This window comes from Streptomyces sp. NPDC059785 (assembly GCF_042732375.1).
Classification (GTDB): Bacteria; Actinomycetota; Actinomycetes; order Streptomycetales; family Streptomycetaceae; genus Streptomyces.
Window position 1 is genome coordinate 66,492 of the sequence record NZ_JBHWHV010000005.1, and the last position, 18,095, is coordinate 84,586.

An 18,095-nucleotide genomic window follows, 5' to 3' on the forward strand; every position below is an offset into this window, starting at 1 on the left:
CAAAAATACTTGGAAATCCAAGCAAAAACGCAGGTCAGGAGGGGTTTCACAGAAATGTGGAGCACTGGGTAACGTGCATGTTGCAGGGCGCTCGCCGGGGCACCTGTCACGCCTGTTTCCCGGCCGAGTGGCACCCACCCCGTGCACGGGTCAGGGAACAGGCGAGCCGTTCCCCCGAGCTCACGGAGCTGGGGGGATTCCCAGCCACCCGGCAACCCCGGGGGCCGGACCGACGGAGGAGCACACGTGACCGTGGAGAGCACTGCCGCGCGCAAGCCGCGACGCAGCGCCGGTACGAAGAGCGCCGCGAGCAAGCGCACCGGCGCCGCCGCGAGGAAGGGCCCGGGCACGGAGCCCGAGCTCGTCCAGCTGCTGACGCCCGAGGGCAAGCGGGTCAAGGACGCCACGTACGACGCGTACGTCGCCGGCATCACCCCCGAGGAGCTGCGCGGTCTCTACCGCGACATGGTGCTCACCCGGCGGTTCGACGCCGAGGCCACCGCCCTCCAGCGCCAGGGCGAGCTGGGCCTGTGGGCCTCGCTGCTCGGCCAGGAGGCCGCGCAGATCGGCTCGGGCCGGGCCACCCGCGAGGACGACTACGTCTTCCCGACCTACCGCGAGCACGGCGTCGCCTGGTGCCGCGGGGTCGACCCCACCAACCTGCTCGGCATGTTCCGCGGTGTGAACAACGGCGGCTGGGACCCCAACAGCAACAACTTCCACCTGTACACGATCGTCATCGGCGCGCAGACCCTGCACGCCACCGGCTACGCCATGGGCGTCGCCAAGGACGGCGCCGACTCGGCCGTGATCGCCTACTTCGGTGACGGCGCCTCCAGCCAGGGCGACGTCGCCGAGTCGTTCACCTTCTCCGCGGTCTACAACGCCCCTGTGGTGTTCTTCTGCCAGAACAACCAGTGGGCGATCTCCGAGCCGACCGAGAAGCAGACCCGCGTCCCGCTCTACCAGCGCGCGCAGGGCTACGGCTTCCCCGGCGTCCGCGTCGACGGCAACGACGTCCTCGCCTGCCTGGCCGTCACCAAGTGGGCCCTGGAGCGGGCCCGCAACGGCGAGGGGCCCACGCTCGTGGAGGCGTACACGTACCGGATGGGCGCCCACACCACCTCCGACGACCCGAGCAAGTACCGGGCCGACGAGGAGCGCGAGGCGTGGGAGGCGAAGGACCCGATCCTGCGCCTGCGCACGTACCTGGAGAAGTCAAACCACGCGGACGAGGGATTTTTCGCGGAACTCGAGGCCGAGAGCGAGGCGTTGGGCAAGCGAGTACGCGAAGTGGTGCGGGCCATGCCGGACCCGGACCGCTTCGCCATCTTCGAGAACGTGTACGCGGACGGGCACGCGCTCGTCGACGAGGAGCGCGCCCAGTTCGCCGCCTACCAGGCGTCGTTCGCGGACGAAGGGGAGGTCAAGTAGCGATGGCTGCGGAAAAGATGGCACTGGCCAAGGCGATCAACGAATCGCTGCGCAAGGCCCTCGAGACCGACCCCAAGGTCCTGATCATGGGCGAGGACGTCGGCAAGCTCGGCGGTGTCTTCCGGGTCACCGACGGCCTCCAGAAGGACTTCGGCGAGGACCGGGTCATCGACACCCCGCTCGCCGAGTCCGGCATCGTCGGCACGGCGATCGGCCTCGCCCTGCGCGGGTACCGGCCGGTGGTGGAGATCCAGTTCGACGGGTTCGTCTTCCCCGCCTACGACCAGATCGTCACGCAGCTCGCGAAGATGCACGCGCGAGCGCTCGGCAAGATCAAGCTCCCCGTCGTCGTCCGCATTCCCTACGGCGGCGGCATCGGCGCGGTCGAGCACCACTCGGAGTCCCCGGAGGCGCTGTTCGCGCACGTCTCGGGCCTGAAGGTGGTCTCCCCCTCGAACGCGGAGGACGCCTACTGGATGATGCAGCAGGCCATCCAGAGCGACGACCCGGTGATCTTCTTCGAGCCCAAGCGGCGCTACTGGGACAAGGCCGAGGTCAACACGGACGCGATCCCGGGCCCGCTGCACACCGCGCGCGTGGTGCGCGAGGGCAGTGACTTGACGCTGGTGGCCTACGGCCCGATGGTCAAGGTCTGCCTGGAGGTCGCCGCCGCGGCCCAGGAGGAGGGCAGGTCCCTGGAGGTCGTCGACCTGCGCTCCATCTCGCCGCTCGACTTCGACACCGTCCAGAGGTCCGTCGAGAAGACCCGCCGGCTGGTCGTGGTGCACGAGGCCCAGGTGTTCCTGGGCACGGGCGCGGAGATCGCCGCCCGCATCACCGAGCGGTGCTTCTACCACCTGGAGGCGCCCGTCCTGCGGGTCGGCGGCTATCACGCCCCGTACCCGCCGGCGCGCCTGGAGGAGGAGTACCTGCCGGGTCTTGACCGGGTGCTCGACGCCGTCGACCGCTCGCTGGCGTACTGAGGGAGAGGCTCGTGACGACGATGACCGGTACCGCGCCCGGGCTGCGCGAGTTCAAGATGCCCGACGTGGGCGAGGGTCTCACCGAGGCCGAGATCCTCAAGTGGTACGTACAGCCGGGTGACACGGTCACCGACGGCCAGGTGGTCTGCGAGGTCGAGACGGCCAAGGCCGCCGTGGAGCTGCCCATCCCGTACGACGGTGTGGTGCGCGAACTCCGTTTCCCCGAGGGGACGACGGTGGACGTCGGCCAGGTGATCATCGCGGTGGACGTGTCCGGCGGGACCTCCGCCGTGGAGCCCGCCGCCCAGGCACCCGTGGCCGAGGCCCCGGCCACCACCGAGGCTCCGGCCGGCGGGGAGCCCGCCGAGCCGAAGCCGGAGGGCCGCCAGCCGGTCCTCGTCGGGTACGGGGTGGCGGAGTCCTCCACCAAGCGCCGACCCCGCAAGGGCGCCGAGCCCCGGGACCGGGCCGACGGCCGGCCGACGGCCGACGCACAGCAGGCCGCCGCCGCGCTCCAGTCCGAGCTGAACGGTCACGGCACGGCAGGTCAGGACACGGCAGGCAGCGGCACCGCGGACCACGGTGGGGCGCGGCAGCGTCCGCTGGCCAAGCCGCCGGTCCGCAAGCTCGCCAAGGACCTCGGCGTGGACCTCGCCTCGGTGACCCCGTCGGGCCCCGACGGCGTCATCACGCGGGACGACGTGCACGCCGCGGTGGCCCCGGCCGCCGAGCCCGAGGCCCCTTCCGTGGCCGAGGCCCCGGCCGCCGCCCCGGCGCCCGTCGCCCCCGCCTCGTACGACGGCGCGCGGGAGACCCGGATCCCGGTCAAGGGTGTCCGGAAGGCCACCGCGCAGGCGATGGTGAACTCCGCGTTCACCGCGCCGCACGTCACGGAGTTCGTGACGGTCGACGTGACGCGCACGATGAAGCTCGTCGAGGAGCTCAAGCAGTCGCCCGAGAAGTACGGGACCGAGGGCCTGCGGGTGAATCCGCTGCTGCTGATCGCCAGGGCGCTGCTGGTCGCGCTCAAGCGGCACCCGGACGTGAACGCGGCCTGGGACGAGGCCAACCAGGAGATCGTGCGCAAGCACTATGTGAACCTGGGCATCGCGGCGGCCACCCCGCGCGGCCTGATCGTGCCGAACATCAAGGACGCCCACGCCAAGACGCTCCCCGAGCTGGCGCGGTCCCTCGCCGAGCTGGTGACGACGGCCCGGGACGGCAAGACCTCCCCGGCGGCGATGCAGGGCGGCACGATCACGATCACGAACGTCGGTGTCTTCGGCGTCGACACGGGCACGCCGCTGCTCAACCCCGGCGAGTCCGCGATCCTCGCGGTCGGCTCGATCAAGCTCCAGCCGTGGGTCCACAAGGGCAAGGTGAAGCCCCGGCAGGTCACGACGCTGGCGCTGTCCTTCGACCACCGTCTGATCGACGGCGAGCTGGGCTCGAAGTTCCTCGCCGATGTCGCGGCGATCCTCGAGCAGCCCAAGCGGCTGATCGCCTGGACGTGAGCCGGTAGCCACCGCACACGGAGGAGGCGGTAGCCACCGCACACGGAGGAGGGGCCGGCCGCTTCGAGCGGCCGGCCCCTCTCCCGTGTTCCGTACAGGTGGGCGCCGTTACTTGGCGAAGCCGTACGTCATCAGCTTCTTCGCGTCCGACGTGCGGTTGGCGACCGACGAGGAGGCGAGGACCGTGCCGATGACCGTCTTGCCGTTGCGGGTGGCGGCGAAGACGAGGCAGTACTTGGCCTCCGGGCCCGAGCCGGTCTTCACACCGATGCTGCCGCTGTAGTCGCTGAGCAGGTTGTTGGTGTTCGACCAGTTCATGTAGCGGTAACCACCGCTCTTGGTGGTGACCTTCTGCTTGGTCGACTTCGTCTTCACGATGGACCGGAAGGTGGAGCTCTTCATCGCGCTGCTGGCGATCTTGGTGAGGTCGCGCGGCGTCGAGTAGTTGGAGCCCTTGCCGATGCCGTCGAAGGAATCGAAGTGGGTGTTCTTCAGGCCGAGGCTCTTCGCGGAGGCGTTCATCTTGCCGATGAACGACTTCACGCGGGCGGCGCGGGTCGAGCCGCTGCCGAACTTGTCGGCGAGCGCGTACGCGGCGTCGCAGCCGGACGGGAGCATCAGCCCGTAGAGGAGCTGGCGGACGGTGACCTTGTCGCCGACGATCAGCCGGGCCGAGGAGGCGTTGTTGGCGACGATGTAGTCGCTGTAGGCCTTCTGGACGGTGACCTTGGCGTCCAGGTTGAGATTGGACTGCGCGAGCACGACCTTGGCGGTCATGATCTTGGTGGTGGAGCCGGTGGAACGGCGGGTGTCGGCGGCCTTGGTGTAGAGGCTTTTGCCGGTGCCGTTGTTCATCACGAAGCCGCCCTTGGCGACGATCGTGGGCTTGGTGACGGCCTGCGCGGGCGCGGCGGTGAAGGCCCCGGCCGCCAGTACGGCGCCGGCGGTCACGGTGACGGCGGTGGCCCTGCGAACGCGAATGCCCTTGATGCCGGTTTTCAAAATGATCGCTCCGAATGCGCGAAATGCCCCTGGGAGAACGGCACATGGAAGGGCCGTCCTACTCACAGACACCCCAGAAGGGCAAAGGGATGCACGGGAAACGGCAGTTGTTTCTGTGACCTGGATTACGCCGGGGGCGCCCGCATTTCACATGATGGACCGGACGGGGCATGCGTACGTGTTGTATCTATCATGTGCGCATGCCTGTCGCCCCAGCTCCCGCCTCCACTCCCGCCGCGAAAGCCGTGAAGACCCCGCCCGCCGCCGACCGCGTCTACGCCCACGTCAAGCAGGGCGTCCTGGACCGCCGTTACGAGGGCGGCACGCTGCTCACCGAGGGCGAGCTCGCCGAGGCCGTCGGCGTCTCGCGCACGCCCGTACGGGAGGCGCTGCTCCGGCTCGAGGCCGAGGGGCTGCTCAAGCTCTACCCGAAGAAGGGCGCGCTCGTGCTGCCCGTCTCCGCCCAGGAGATCGCGGACGTCGTCGAGACCCGTCAGCTCGTCGAGGAGCACGCGGCCCGCAAGGCCGTACCGGCCCCGGCGCCGCTCCTGGAGCGCCTGGAAGAGCTGCTCGCGCAGCAGAAGGAGCAGGCGGCCGCCGGTGACTTCGCGGCCGCCGCCGTCACCGACCGCTGCTTCCACGCCGAGATCGTCCGCAGCGGCGGCAACGAGATCCTCTCCCGCCTCTACGACCAGCTCCGCGACCGGCAGCTCAGGATGGGCGTCGCGGTCATGCACGCGCACCCCGACCGGATCGCCAAGACGCTCAGCGAGCACGAGGAGATCCTGACGGCGCTGCGCTCCGGCGACGCCGAGGCGGCCGTCGGGATCGTGCACCGCCACGTCAACTGGTTCTCCGACCTGGCCCGGGGCGAGGTCCGATGAGCACCACGGCACTGCCCGGGGACCCGCCCGGCGGGCGGCGCGCCGTCGCCGTCTGGGGCATCGGCGTCGCCGTCTACTTCGTCGCGGTCATCTTCCGCACCTCGCTGGGCGTGGCCGGGCTCGACGCGGCCGACCGCTTCCACGTGAGCGCCTCCGCGCTGTCCACCTTCTCCATCCTCCAGCTCCTGGTCTACGCGGGCATGCAGATACCCGTCGGCCTGCTGGTCGACCGGCTCGGCACCAAGAAGGTGCTGACCATCGGCGTAGTGCTGTTCACCGCGGGCCAGCTCGGCTTCGCCTTCTCCCCGTCGTACGGCACGGCGCTGGCCTCGCGCGCGCTGCTCGGCTGCGGGGACGCGCTGACCTTCATCAGCGTGCTGCGGCTCGGCAGCCGCTGGTTCCCGGCCCGGCGCGGCCCGCTGGTCGCGCAGCTCGCCGGTCTCGTCGGCATGGCGGGCAACCTGGTCTCCACGCTGGTGATCGCCCGGCTGCTGCACGGCATCGGCTGGACGGCCGCGTTCGCGGGCAGCTCGCTCGCCGGTGTCGTCGTCCTGGTCCTGCTGCTGCTCTTCCTCAAGGACCACCCCGAGGGCCACGAGCCGGAGCCCTTCCCGCACCAGGGGGCCGCCTACGTACGGCGCCAGATCGCGCAGTCCTGGCGGGAGCCGGGCACCCGGCTCGGGATGTGGGTGCACTTCACCACGCAGTTCCCCGCGATGGTCTTCCTGCTGCTGTGGGGCCTGCCCTTCCTGGTGGAGGCGCAGGGCATGACCCAGGCCGCGGCCGGCGAGCTGCTGACCCTGGTCGTCCTGTCCAACATGGTGGTCGGCCTGGTCTACGGGCAGATCGTGGCCCGGCATCACGCGGCGCGGCTGCCGCTGGCGCTCGGCACGGTGGGCACCACCGCGGCGGTCTGGGCGACGACGGTCTTCTGGCCGGGCGAGCACGCGCCGATGTGGCTGCTGGTGGTGTTCTGCGTGGTGCTCGGCGCCTGCGGGCCCGCCTCCATGATCGGCTTCGACTTCTCCCGGCCCGCCAACCCGCCCGAGCGGCAGGGCACCGCGTCCGGCATCACGAACATGGGCGGCTTCGTCGCCTCGATGACGACGCTGCTGCTGATCGGCGTGCTGCTGGACGCGACCGGTGAGGACTACCGCGTGGCGTTCTCCGCGGTGTTCGTGCTCCAGGCGATCGGCCTCGGCCAGATCTTCCGGCTGCGCGGGCAGGCGGCCCGCCGCGAGCGGGAGCGGCTGGTGGCCAGCCGCGTGGAGACGGTGCACGTACCGGCGTAGGGGCCTGCGCCGCTAGAAGTTCGGGAGGCGTCCCGGGGTCAGGGTGTGACGGCGAAGTTCCTGAGGATCGCCGTCGTCAGGCCCGGGTCGCCCTCGGTCTTGATGCGGTCGGCGACGGCCTCCGCGGCGACCCGCCCGCAGGCCAGCCGGACGTACGTCTCCCAGTCCAGGGTGAGGGTGGCGGCGGGGCCGAGGGAGGGGGCACCGTCTATCGTGCCGCGGCCCTCCGCGTCGACCCGGACCGTACGCAGGAACTCGACGGGGCCGTGTACGTCGAAGACGACCGCGGAGTTGGCGGGCGCGCCCGCGTCCTTGGCGACCACCTTCGGCAGGGCGGACAGCAGCACGTCACGGGCGACCTGGGCGCCCGGGGAGTCGAGGTTGCCGGGCCGGCCGAGGGCGGCCCGGAGGTCCTGCTCGTGCACCCACACGTCGAAGGCCCGGTACCGCATGGACTCCTCCAGGGTCGGCTCCGTGCCCAGCGGGCCGCGCACCTTGGTGTCCGGGGTCCGCGACTCGTTCCTGAGCTGGCGGTTCCTGCGGATGATCGTGTACTCCAGCTCCGACGTCATCTCCGGGGCCGTGTGGTGGCGCCGGACGTCGACCTGCATTTCCATGTACCGCTGGTGCTCGTTCGTCACGTGGTACAGATCGCGGGGGAGGGTGTGGATCGGCCGGGGGTCGCCCAGCATCTCGCAGTCGAGGCCGATGACGTGCGAGACGAGGTCCCGGACCGACCAGCCGGGGCAGGGCGTCCGGCGGTTCCACTCGCCCTCGACAAGCGGCGACACCAGCTCGGATATGGCTTCCACGGAGTGGGTCCAGGCGTCGGCGTAGGACTGAAGGCTGGGATGCAGACTCACGGAACGGGACCCCTCGGGCGGTCGGTACGCGGGCAGTGGGTGTCTTGGAACGCTAAGTTACGCTGCTGTGAGGCACCCCGGCAGTGCTTTCGTGTGACGATCGTAGGCCCGTAAAGACAGCTCGAATGCCAGGACGGTGGTACTGTGCGCGCCTCCCTCATCCAGATCGGCGTAGACGAGGACGAATCGGTCGATTCGCGCAGGCGGCGCGTGGCCGCGTTGGTACGGGAACAAGCCGGTGCGGATCTGGTGGTCCTGCCGGAGCTGTGGACGACCGGAGCGTTCGCCTACGAGGCGTTCGGCACCGAGGCGGAGGCCCTCCACGAGCCGGCCGGCGAGGCCGGTCCCGGTACCGAGGCAGCCCTCCACGAGCAGGCCGGTCAGGCCGGTCAGGCCGGTCCCGGCGGGCCGACCGCCGAGCTGATGGCCAAGGCGGCGAGCGACGCCGGTGTGTGGCTGCACGCGGGCTCCGTCCCCGAGCGGGGCGCCGACGGCACGCTCTACAACACCTCCCTCGTCTTCTCCCCCGGCGGCGAACTCGCCGCCTCCTACCGCAAGATCCACCGCTTCGGCTTCGACAAGGGCGAGGCCGTCCTGATGGGCGCCGGGACGGACCTGGTCACCGTCGCTCTGCCGGAGACCACGCTCGGCCTCGCGACCTGCTACGACCTGCGCTTCCCCGAGCTCTTCCGCGGGCTCGTCGACGCGGGGGCGCAGACGCTGGTCATTCCGGCCGGCTGGCCCGAGCGGCGCCGCTCCCACTGGACGCTGCTGGCCCAGGCGCGGGCGGTCGAGAACCAGGCGTTCGTCCTCGCATGCGGAACGGGCGGGACGCACGCGGGAGTTCCCCAGGCCGGTCACTCGATCGTGGTGGACCCGTGGGGCGAGGTGCTCGCGCAGGCGGGCGCCGGCGAGGAGGTCCTCACCGTGGAGTTCGACCCCGCGAAGGTCGGGGCGACCCGGGAACAGTTCCCGGCGCTGAAGGACCGGGTCCTGGGGCTGGGGACGCCCCGGCGCTGAGGCCGCCGGGGATCCGGCGGGCAGACGGGTGCGGCGGCTCAGTCCTCCCCCCGTTCCTTGTCGGCCAGGTGGATGACGCAGACCGCCACGGCGATCAGCAGTGCGTCGTCCGCGTCGTCCCGGACGATGTCGACGCCGTAGGTCTCGCGGACGTGCAGCCACCGGCGGGAGATCTGGGCCAGCAGCTCGTCGCCGTAGTCGATGGCGAACTCGCGGTCCAGAATTTTGCCGCTGACGTCGAGTTCGGTGCCGTCGACCAGGGACACGCGGTAGTGGTTGCGCAGCAGCGACAGGCGCTTGCGCTTGATGGTGGCCAGGGGATCGCCGTCCCGCTCGATCACCATCGTGTCCCGCAGGGCGAACATCTTCTGGTGGATGTCGATGAGGACACGCCCCCGGACGTCCTTCAGCTCGAAGGTGTCCCGCAGCCGCATCGCCTTGCCGTCGACCAGGAAGACCTTGTCGCCGTGCTGGTCCTCGATCCAGTAGTCCTCGCCGAAGCCGAGGAGCCGGTCGCGTACGAGATATCTCATGCCATCACCGCTTCCCCGGCCGCGGGTCCGAAACGCCGCCGGTAGGCCGACGGGCTGAGCCCCGTCTCGCGCCGCAACCGTATCCGCAGGTTGGCGGCGGTGCCCAGACCGCTGTGCCGAGCGACCACATCCAGCCGTTCCTCGCCGCGCTCGATGAGCCGGCAGGCGAGCGCCACCCGCTCCCCGGTCAGCCAGGCCAGCGGGGTCGTGCCGAGCTGCGTGCGGAAGCGCCGGTGCAGCGTGGCCGGGCTGATGGCCGCGCGGGCCGCGAGGTCCGCCACGGTGAGCGGCTCGCCGATCCGCTCCTGCGCCCAGGCCAGCAGCGGCGCCAGGGACTCGTCCGGTACGTCGGGCAGCGGGCGCTCCACGAACTGGCGCTGGCCGCCGTCGCGGTGCGCGGCGAACACCAGCCGCCGGGACACGGCGTTGGCGATCTCGGCGCCGTGGTCCCGGCGTACGACGTGCAGGCCCAGGTCGAGGGCGGAGGCGCTGCCGGACGCCGTGAGGATGTCGCCGTCGTCCACGAAGAGCACGTCCGGCTCCAGCCTGACCCGAGGGAAACGGGCGCGGAACGAGTCCGCCCACATCCAGTGGCAGGCGGCCCGCCGACCGTCCAGCAGCCCGGCCTCGGCCATGGTGAACGCACCGGAGCAGAAGCCGATGAGCCGGGCGCCCCGCGCGTGCGCCCGGCGCACGGTGTCGAGCACGTCCTCGGAGCGCGGGGTGTCGGTGTCGGGCCGGTTCGGCACGATCAGCGTGTCCGCCTCCTCGGCCGCCGCCAGGCCCGCGATCCCGCCGAGGGTGAAGAAACCGTCCCGCATCCGGGTCAGCGGCGCCGCCGCGCACAGCCGGAAGTCGTACAGCTCACGGCCGAGTTCGGGTCTGCGCAGCCCGAAGACCTCGATGGCGCAGCTCATCTCGAAGGGGTTGGAGTTCTCGTCGACGAGCAGCACGATCCGGTGGGGCGCGGGCGGCCGTACCGGCTGCGGTCCCGACCGCCGTTCCCGTTGTGCTCCTGAAGGCCGTACCGGGATCGGCTGTGTTTCTGAAGGCCGTGCCGGGATGGGCTGTGTTGCTGAAGGCCGTGCCGAGATGGGCTGTGTTGCTGAAGGCCGTACCGGGATCGGCTGTGTTGCTGAAGGCCGTACCGGGACCGGCTGTGTTCCTGAAGGCCGTACCGGCTGCGAGGATTCTTGCGGCATACGCGATTTCTAGCACTCGTGGGCGCGGTGCGGCCCGGCCGAGGATGGACCGATGAGCAGCGAACCCGCCAACTCCGCGTTCACGTCCGCCTCCGCGGCACCGGCACCGGCACCGGCACCGGCCTCCGCCTCACCGGCGTCCGCGTCCGGCCTCCCCGTCTCCCTCGCCGACGCGCTGGCCTCGTTCGACGACCTCTGGAGCCCCCGGATCGTCACGGCCGTGAACGACTACGACGTCCGCGTGGCCAAGGTCGAGGGCGAGCACGTCTGGCACGCGCACGACCACACCGACGAGTTCTTCCTGGTCCTCGACGGTGAGTTGACCATCGAGCTGCGGGAGGCCGGGGGCGAGCGGGCCGTCGTCCTGCCCAGGGGCTCCGTGTTCACCGTCCCGCGCGGCACCGAGCACAGGCCGGTCGCCCCGGGCGGAGCCGCCATCCTGATGTTCGAACCCACCGGCACCCTCACCGTGGGCGACCGCCACGAGGAGGTGCCCGACCACGTCGACGCGACGACGGGACACAGGCTGGCGTAGCCCGGCACGGCGCCCGGCACGGCGCCCGGCACGGCGGGAAGCCCCCGCGGTCGGCCGACCGCGGGGGCTCCACATGCGGTGGGGCGCCGTTACCGGTAGCCCTCCGCCCACGTCTCGTCGTCCTCGATGCCGAGGTCGTCGGGGCGGGCGCGGTCGTTCGCGCCGGGCATCCCGGCGTCCGAACCGCGCCGCCCGCGGTCCCTGTCCTCCATGCCCTCGGGGTCCCGCAGGCCGTCGCGGTCGCGCGGGGCGTCGGGGTCGCGCAGCGCGTCGTAGTCCCGCAGTCCGGGTTCACGCATGGATTCATCGGGCTGTCGTGCCATGGAACTGCTCCCTTGCAGTCGCCCCCCTGCCTGCATCGAGCATCACCCGGCCCCGGCGCGTTCGCATCCCGTGGAAGTCCGCGTACGGAGTGTGACCGGATCCGGGTGGCGGGCGGTCGAGTTATCCACAGGCGGACGGGGTGTCGCCGGGCGAAGTGGCACCCTTGATCCATGAACCGCACCGCACCGCGCCGCGCCCGCGTCCGCGCCCCCGAGCTGATCGGCAAGGGCGGCTGGCTGAACACGGGAGGCACCCAGTACAGCCTCGCCGACCTGCGAGGACGCATTGTCGTCCTGGACTTCTGGACCTTCTGCTGCATCAACTGCCTGCATGTCCTGGACGAGCTGCGGGAGCTGGAGGAGAAGCACCGGGACACGGTGGTGATCATCGGAGTGCACTCGCCGAAGTTCGTGCACGAGGCGGAGCACGGGGCGGTCGAGGACGCCGTCGAGCGGTACGGGGTCGAGCACCCGGTGCTCGACGACCCCGAGCTGGCCACCTGGAAGCAGTACGCCGTGCGGGCGTGGCCGACGCTCGTCGTGATCGACCCCGAGGGGTACGTGGTCGCGCAGCACGCGGGCGAGGGCCACGCGCACGCGATCGAGCGGCTCGTCGAGGAACTGGAGGCCGAGCACGAGGCCAAGGGAACCCTGCGGCGCGGCGACGGTCCCTACGTGGCGCCGGAGCCGGTGGCCACGGACCTCCGCTTCCCGGGCAAGGCGCTGCTGCTGCCGTCGGGGAACTTCCTGGTGAGCGACACGACCCGGCACCAACTGGTGGAGCTGGGCCCGGACGCCGAGTCGGTGGTCCGGCGGATCGGCAGCGGCGCGCGCGGTTTCACGGACGGCCCCGGGGAATCGGCGAGCTTCAGCGAACCGCAGGGGCTGGCCCTGCTGGCGGACGGCGGCGTCGTGGTCGCCGACACGGTGAACCACGCGCTGCGCCGCCTCGACCTCGACAGCGGCGAGGTGACGACACTCGCGGGGACGGGCCGGCAGTGGTGGCAGGGCTCGCCGGCCTCGGGCCCCGCGCGCGAGGTGGACCTGTCGTCGCCGTGGGACGTGGCCGTCTTCGACGGGCGGGTGTGGATCGCGATGGCGGGCGTGCACCAGCTGTGGGCGTACGACCCGGCGGCGGGCACGGTCGGTGTCGCGGCCGGGACGACGAACGAGGGCCTGGTGGACGGCCCGGCCGGTGAGGCGTGGTTCGCCCAGCCGTCCGGTCTCGCGGTGTCCGCCGACGGCGAGCGGCTGTGGCTGGCGGACTCCGAGACGTCCGCGCTGCGCTGGGTGGACCGTACGGGCGAGGTGCGCACGGCGGTCGGCACGGGCCTGTTCGACTTCGGGCACCGGGACGGCGCGGCGGAACAGGCGCTGCTCCAGCACCCGTTGGGGGTGACCGCGCTGCCCGACGGCTCGGTGGCGGTGTCCGACACGTACAACCAGGCGCTGCGCCGCTTCGACCCGGCGACGGGCGTGGTGACGACGCTGGCGACGGACCTGCGGGAGCCGAGCGACGCGGTCGTGGTGGGCGGTGACGTGGTGGTCGTGGAGTCGGCGCGGCACCGGCTGACGCGGCTGAGACTGCCCGAGGACTCGGTCCGGGTGGACGCGGTGGCGCACCGTACGCAGCGCGCGGCGACCGAAGTGGCCCCCGGGAAGCTCCGGTTGGACGTCGTCTTCCAGGCCCCGGCGGGTCAGAAGCTGGACACGCGGTACGGCCCGTCCACCCGGCTGCTGGTCTCCTCCACGCCCGCGGAGCTGCTGCTCGGCGGCGAGGGCGCGGGCACGGACCTGTCGCGCGTGGTGGAGCTGAACCCGGCCGTCACGGAGGGGGTGCTGCACGTGTCCGCGATGGCGGCCTCCTGCGACGACGATCCGGCCAACGAATACCCGGCCTGCCATGTCCACCAGCAGGACTGGGGCGTGCCGGTCGTCCTGGCCGAGGGCGGCGCGGAGCGGCTGCCGCTGGTCCTGGCCGGGATGGACGAGGGCTGACACAGCGCGGTGGGGGACGGCCGTGGCCGTCCCCCACCGCGTGGAACCGTCTGTGTTGCTGCTGTCGTACGGCCGTGCTCAGGCGCCGTAGCCGTCGCTGTAGCCGCCGTGGTGGTGGTGCCGGTCCTCTTCGACCACGGTGGTGGTGGCGGGCGGCACGACCATGCGCCGCCGCTTGGCGATGGAGCTGAACGTCGCCACTCCGATGAGACCGACGATCATGAAGATGATGCCGACCAGGTCGAGGTTAACCCCCTGCATGTCCCAGTCGGTCGCGAAGGTGAGTATGGCCCCCACCGCGATCAGAATGATGCACCCGCCCAGGCCCATGGGTGTCGCCTCCCTGTTGCCAACTTGGCGTTTCTCAGGCTCAACCCGAGTACCCGGGGCCGGGCAGGGCATGCCGAATCCGTTCTTCCGGCCCCGGCTAGCCCTCCAGGAACGCCGTCAGGGCGTTCGCCAGCAGGAACGGGTCCTCAACGCCGCAGAGTTCGCGCGCGCTGTGCATGGACAGGATGGCCACGCCGATGTCGACGGTCTTGATGCCGTGCCGGGCGGCGGTGATGGGCCCGATCGTGGTGCCGCAGGGCATGGAGTTGTTGGAGACGAAGGACTGGAAGGGCACGCCGGCCCTGTCGCAGGCGGCGGCGAAGATCGCCCGGCCCGAACCGTCCGTGGCGTAGCGGTTGTTGACGTTGACCTTGAGGATGGGGCCGCCGTTGACGCGCGGGTGGTGGGTGGGGTCGTGCCGCTCCGCGTAGTTGGGGTGGACGGCGTGGCCGGTGTCGGAGGAGAGGCAGACGGTGGCGGCGAAGGCGCGGGCGCGGTCCTCCAGGGTGCCGCCGCGGGCGAACACCGAGCGTTCGAGGACGCTGCCGAGCAGCGGACCGTCGGCGCCGGTGTCCGACTGGGAGCCGGTCTCCTCGTGGTCGAAGGCGGCGAGTACGGGGATGTAGGAGAGGTCGCCGGAGGAGCTGACCGCGGCCAGGGCGGCGGTCGCGGCGTGCACGGACAGCAGGTTGTCCATGCGCGGCCCGGCGACGAGCTCGCGGTCGCGGCCGAGGTGGGCGGGCGGCTCGACGGAGTGCGCCATCAGGTCCCAGCCGGTGATGTCGCCGGCCGCGAGCCCCGCCTCCTGCTCGACGAAGGCGATGAGGTCGCCCTCCCGGCCGTCGCCCAGACCCCAGACGGGCTGCGAGTGCCGCTGCTTGTCGAGCTTGAGGCCGTCGGCGGAGACCGAGCGGTCGAGGTGGACAGCGAGCTGCGGGACGCGCAGCAGCGGGCGGTCCACGTTCACCAGGCGGGTGCTGCCGTCGCGCAGTGAGACCCGCCCGGCGAGACCGAGGTCGCGGTCGAGCCAGGAGTTGAGCAGCGGACCGCCGTAGATCTCGACCGCGACCTGGCGCCAGCCGTGCGCACCGGTGTCGGGGAGCGGCTTGACCCGCAGGTTGGGGGAGTCGGTGTGGGCGCCCACGATCCGGAACGGGGTGTGCGGCGCGGCGCCCTGAGGGACGTACCAGGCGATGATGGCGCCGCCGCGCAGCACGTACTTGCCGCCGGTCGTCCCGTCCCACGCGTCGGTCTCGGCCACCTGACGGAATCCGGCCTTCTCCAGACGCGCGGCGGCGCTCGCCACGGCGTGGTACGGCGTGGGCGAGGCCGCGAGGAAGGCCATCAGATCGTCGGTGTGGCCGCGGTCGAAGCGAGTGGATGTGCGCATGGTGTTCACCTTAACGACGCGCGAGGGCCCGCTCCCCGGGATGGGGAACGGGCCTCGTGGAGGGGATGTGAAGGGGGCGGGTGCCCTGGCCGGAAGCATACGTTCCGCTGGACGGACCGTACCCGGCTGCGGTATTGGCGCCCGGATCGTCATGGGCACCCGGCGAGGGGTGCCCATGACGGAGCCGGAACAGACGGCCTGACGGCCTGGAACGCCGCCTTCCAGGAAGCCGCTTCCAGAACAGAAAGCCGCCTTCCGGAAAGCCGCCTTCTAGAACGCCGCCTCGTCCAGCTCCATCAGGTCCAGGTCGACGCCCTGGGCGAGCTTGCGGGCGCCGGTGACGCCCGGCAGGACGTTGGCGGCGAAGAACTTCGCGGCCGCGATCTTGCCGGTGTAGAAGGCTTTGTCCTTGGCGGAGGCGGTCTGGAGCTTCTCGGCGGCGACGGCCGCGCCGCGCAGCAGCAGGTAGCCGACGACGACGTCACCGGAGGCCAGCAGCAGGCGGGTGGTGTTGAGGCCGACCTTGTAGATGTTCTTGACGTCCTGCTCGGTGGCCGCGAGGTCGGTGAGCATCAAGCCGACGATGGCCTCCAGCTCGACGGCGGCCTTGGCGAGCTGCTCCCGGGCGCCCGCGAGCTCCTCGCCGCCGTGGCCGAGCGCGAGGAACTTCTTGATCTCCTCGGCGAGGGAGTTCAGCGCGGCGCCCTGGTTGCGGACGATCTTGCGGAAGAAGAAGTCCTGGCCCTGGATGGCGGTGGTGCCCTCGTACAGGGTGTCGATCTTGGCGTCGCGGATGTACTGCTCGACCGGGTACTCCTGGAGGAAGCCGGAGCCGCCGAAGGTCTGGAGCGACTGGGCGAGCTGCTCGTAGCCCTTCTCGGAGCCGTAGCCCTTGACGATCGGCAGGAGCAGGTCGTTCAGGGCCTCCAGGGCGGCGGTGTCCTCGCCTGCGGCCTCCTTGACCTGGATCTCGTCCTGGATCGCGGCGGTGTGCAGCACCAGGGCGCGCATGCCCTCCGCGTACGCCTTCTGCGTCATCAGCGAGCGGCGGACGTCCGGGTGGTGCGTGATGGTGACCTTGGGCGCGGTCTTGTCCATGAAGTTCGCCAGGTCGGGGCCCTGGACGCGCTCCTTGGCGTACTCGAGGGCGTTCAGGTAGCCCGTCGAGAGCGTGGAGATCGCCTTCGTGCCGACCATCATGCGGGCGAACTCGATGATGCGGAACATCTGGCGGATGCCGTCGTGCTTGTCGCCGATCAGCCAGCCCTTGGCGGGGTGGCGGTCGCCGAAGGTCATCTCGCAGGTGTTGGACGCCTTGAGGCCCATCTTGTGCTCGACGTTGGTCGCGTAGACGCCGTTGCGCTCGCCCAGTTCGCCGGTCTCGAAGTCGAACTCGTACTTCGGGACGAGGAAGAGGGAGAGGCCCTTGGTGCCGGGCCCGGCGCCCTCGGGGCGGGCGAGGACGTAGTGGAGGATGTTCTCCGACATGTCGTGCTCACCCGAGGTGATGAACCGCTTCACGCCCTCGATGTGCCAGGAGCCGTCCTCCTGCTGGACCGCCTTGGTGCGGCCCGCGCCCACGTCCGAGCCCGCGTCCGGCTCGGTGAGCACCATCGTGGAGCCCCACTGCCTGTCCACCGCGATCTTGGCGATGTGCTTCTGCTCCTCGGTGCCCTCGTCGAAGAGGATGCCCGCGAAGGCCGGGCCCGAGGAGTACATCCACACGGCCGGGTTCGCGCCGAGCACCAGCTCCGCGTAGGCCCAGATCAGGGAGCGGGGGGAGGTGGTGCCGCCGATCTCCTCGGGCAGGCCGAGCCGCCAGTACTCCGAGTCCATGAACGCCTGGTAGCTGTTCCTGAAGGACTCCGGCACGGGAGCGGTGTTGGTCTCCGGGTCGAAGACCGGGGGGTTGCGGTCGGCGTCCGCGAAGGACTCGGCCAGCTCGTTCTCCGAGAGGCGGGTCAGCTCCTCCAGGACGCTGCGGGCGGTGTCGGCGTCCATCTCCGCGAACGGGCCGGTGCCGTACACCTTGTCGCGCCCGAGGACCTCGAAGAGGTTGAACTCGATGTCGCGCAGATTCGACTTGTAGTGCCCCATGACGACGGCTCCGTAAGAAATCGGGGAGGCCGTGGATCGGAAGGGATCTACCAGCCTCGTCAACGCATACCAGCAAGTAGCTACGATGATGCTACCCGTCGGTAATAAGAAGCAACCCCGAATGGGTCATCTGTGACTCAGTACTCTTTGTGTCATGTACGGCTACGACCAGAACGCGGGCGCCCAGCAGCAGTACGCCCCGCCGCCGCAGCAGCAGATGCCCGGGGGCTACGGCCAGCAGCCTCCGCTCTATCCCGAGCCGTCCCCGCCGTCCCTCGCGGACGCGGTCCGGGCCTTCACCACGGGCTCGATGGCCGCCGAGGACTTCCAGCAGGTCTTCGCCACCTCGAAGGTCTACTGCCCGCGCGGCGACAACCCCGGTTTCCTCGCGCTGCACAACACCCAGCAGCCCGTGATCCCCATGTTCACCTCGCTCAAGGAGCTGCGCCGGTACGCCGGCAAGGAGTCGAAGTACTTCGTGATCACCGGCGCCGAGGTGATCGACCTGCTGCCGACCGGCTACGGCTTCGTCCTCGACATGGAGGGCGAGCACCGCATGGTCTTCGACGCCAAGGCCGTGGAGCAGATGGTCGACTTCGCGATGCGCCGCATGTACGGCTGACGGCCGGCGGCACGGGCCGGCGCCGTACGGCCGGGGTCCCGCCTCTCACCACTCGCGCCCGGAGGGAATGTCC

General features: G+C 70.9%; 17 protein-coding genes. 9 read left to right on the forward strand and 8 right to left on the reverse strand.

What is annotated here, in order from left to right; genetic code table 11:
- The first annotated feature begins 246 nt into the window (after positions 1–246).
- From pdhA to ACFV6E_RS05255, 3 genes are read left to right on the forward strand one after another with little or no spacing between them, the layout of a single operon-like run.
- Positions 247–1,434 carry a pyruvate dehydrogenase (acetyl-transferring) E1 component subunit alpha gene (gene pdhA, locus ACFV6E_RS05245; RefSeq protein ID WP_385163277.1) on the forward strand — a complete coding sequence of 396 codons (1,188 nt, stop codon included), beginning with the start codon at positions 247–249 and terminating at the stop codon, positions 1,432–1,434.
- Between the two features lie 2 nt (positions 1,435–1,436).
- Positions 1,437–2,417, forward strand: a complete 981-nt coding sequence (locus tag ACFV6E_RS05250; protein ID WP_385163275.1) for an alpha-ketoacid dehydrogenase subunit beta — start codon at positions 1,437–1,439, stop codon at positions 2,415–2,417.
- An 11-nt stretch (positions 2,418–2,428) separates the two neighbouring features.
- On the forward strand, positions 2,429–3,931 hold the full coding sequence (locus tag ACFV6E_RS05255) for a dihydrolipoamide acetyltransferase family protein (protein ID WP_385459479.1): 1,503 nt from the start codon (positions 2,429–2,431) through the stop codon (positions 3,929–3,931).
- A 108-nt stretch (positions 3,932–4,039) separates the two neighbouring features.
- Here the strand turns inward: ACFV6E_RS05255 and ACFV6E_RS05260 are convergent, their stop codons facing one another.
- Positions 4,040–4,933 (reverse strand): D-alanyl-D-alanine carboxypeptidase family protein, encoded by an 894-nt coding sequence (locus ACFV6E_RS05260; RefSeq protein WP_385176977.1) that lies wholly within the window; start codon positions 4,931–4,933, stop codon positions 4,040–4,042.
- Between the two features lie 200 nt (positions 4,934–5,133).
- Between ACFV6E_RS05260 and ACFV6E_RS05265 the strand changes: the two genes are divergently transcribed.
- Together ACFV6E_RS05265 and ACFV6E_RS05270 are read left to right on the forward strand one after the other, a co-directional pair.
- Positions 5,134–5,817, forward strand: coding sequence for a GntR family transcriptional regulator (locus tag ACFV6E_RS05265; protein ID WP_385459481.1), 684 nt, complete (start codon positions 5,134–5,136; stop codon positions 5,815–5,817).
- Positions 5,814–7,109, forward strand: a complete 1,296-nt coding sequence (locus ACFV6E_RS05270) for a nitrate/nitrite transporter (protein WP_385459483.1) — start codon at positions 5,814–5,816, stop codon at positions 7,107–7,109. Before ACFV6E_RS05265 ends, ACFV6E_RS05270 begins: the two co-directional genes overlap by 4 nt.
- A gap of 38 nt (positions 7,110–7,147) precedes the next feature.
- Here the strand turns inward: ACFV6E_RS05270 and ACFV6E_RS05275 are convergent, their stop codons facing one another.
- A complete protein-coding gene (locus ACFV6E_RS05275; protein WP_385176983.1) occupies positions 7,148–7,972 on the reverse strand; it encodes a maleylpyruvate isomerase family mycothiol-dependent enzyme in 825 nt (274 codons plus the stop codon).
- A 144-nt stretch (positions 7,973–8,116) separates the two neighbouring features.
- On the opposite strand from ACFV6E_RS05275, the gene ACFV6E_RS05280 reads away from it, so the two are divergent.
- Complete coding sequence (locus ACFV6E_RS05280) at positions 8,117–8,992, forward strand: carbon-nitrogen family hydrolase (RefSeq protein ID WP_385176985.1); 876 nt, start codon at positions 8,117–8,119, stop codon at positions 8,990–8,992.
- A 38-nt stretch (positions 8,993–9,030) separates the two neighbouring features.
- Here the strand turns inward: ACFV6E_RS05280 and ACFV6E_RS05285 are convergent, their stop codons facing one another.
- Positions 9,031–9,525: an LURP-one-related/scramblase family protein gene (locus tag ACFV6E_RS05285; RefSeq protein WP_385176987.1), complete on the reverse strand. Its 495-nt coding sequence runs from the start codon at positions 9,523–9,525 to the stop codon at positions 9,031–9,033.
- Positions 9,522–10,442 (reverse strand): GlxA family transcriptional regulator, encoded by a 921-nt coding sequence (locus tag ACFV6E_RS05290; protein WP_385459618.1) that lies wholly within the window; start codon positions 10,440–10,442, stop codon positions 9,522–9,524. The genes ACFV6E_RS05285 and ACFV6E_RS05290 overlap by 4 nt, the downstream gene beginning before the upstream one ends.
- A 337-nt stretch (positions 10,443–10,779) precedes the next feature.
- On the opposite strand from ACFV6E_RS05290, the gene ACFV6E_RS05295 reads away from it, so the two are divergent.
- A complete protein-coding gene (locus ACFV6E_RS05295; RefSeq protein ID WP_385459485.1) occupies positions 10,780–11,262 on the forward strand; it encodes a cupin domain-containing protein in 483 nt (160 codons plus the stop codon).
- Positions 11,263–11,351: 89 nt separating this feature from the next.
- Here the strand turns inward: ACFV6E_RS05295 and ACFV6E_RS05300 are convergent, their stop codons facing one another.
- Positions 11,352–11,585: a hypothetical protein gene (locus ACFV6E_RS05300; RefSeq protein WP_385176990.1), complete on the reverse strand. Its 234-nt coding sequence runs from the start codon at positions 11,583–11,585 to the stop codon at positions 11,352–11,354.
- A 171-nt stretch (positions 11,586–11,756) separates the two neighbouring features.
- Here ACFV6E_RS05300 and ACFV6E_RS05305 point away from each other — a divergent pair, with 171 nt between their 5' ends.
- On the forward strand, positions 11,757–13,583 hold the full coding sequence (locus ACFV6E_RS05305) for a thioredoxin-like domain-containing protein (RefSeq protein ID WP_385459487.1): 1,827 nt from the start codon (positions 11,757–11,759) through the stop codon (positions 13,581–13,583).
- Between the two features lie 78 nt (positions 13,584–13,661).
- Here ACFV6E_RS05305 and ACFV6E_RS05310 read toward each other — a convergent pair whose 3' ends face one another.
- From ACFV6E_RS05310 to ACFV6E_RS05320, 3 genes are all read right to left on the reverse strand, one after another.
- Positions 13,662–13,913 carry a DUF6458 family protein gene (locus ACFV6E_RS05310; protein ID WP_385161592.1) on the reverse strand — a complete coding sequence of 84 codons (252 nt, stop codon included), beginning with the start codon at positions 13,911–13,913 and terminating at the stop codon, positions 13,662–13,664.
- A gap of 97 nt (positions 13,914–14,010) precedes the next feature.
- Positions 14,011–15,303, reverse strand: a complete 1,293-nt coding sequence (locus tag ACFV6E_RS05315) for a M18 family aminopeptidase (protein WP_385161594.1) — start codon at positions 15,301–15,303, stop codon at positions 14,011–14,013.
- A 270-nt stretch (positions 15,304–15,573) separates the two neighbouring features.
- Positions 15,574–17,400 (reverse strand): acyl-CoA dehydrogenase, encoded by a 1,827-nt coding sequence (locus ACFV6E_RS05320; protein WP_385161596.1) that lies wholly within the window; start codon positions 17,398–17,400, stop codon positions 15,574–15,576.
- 154 nt (positions 17,401–17,554) lie between these two features.
- Between ACFV6E_RS05320 and ACFV6E_RS05325 the strand changes: the two genes are divergently transcribed.
- The gene (locus ACFV6E_RS05325; protein WP_385161598.1) at positions 17,555–18,022 is read left to right on the forward strand and encodes an SseB family protein; all 468 of its coding nucleotides are present in this window, start codon (positions 17,555–17,557) and stop codon (positions 18,020–18,022) included.
- Positions 18,023–18,095 lie beyond the last annotated feature (73 nt).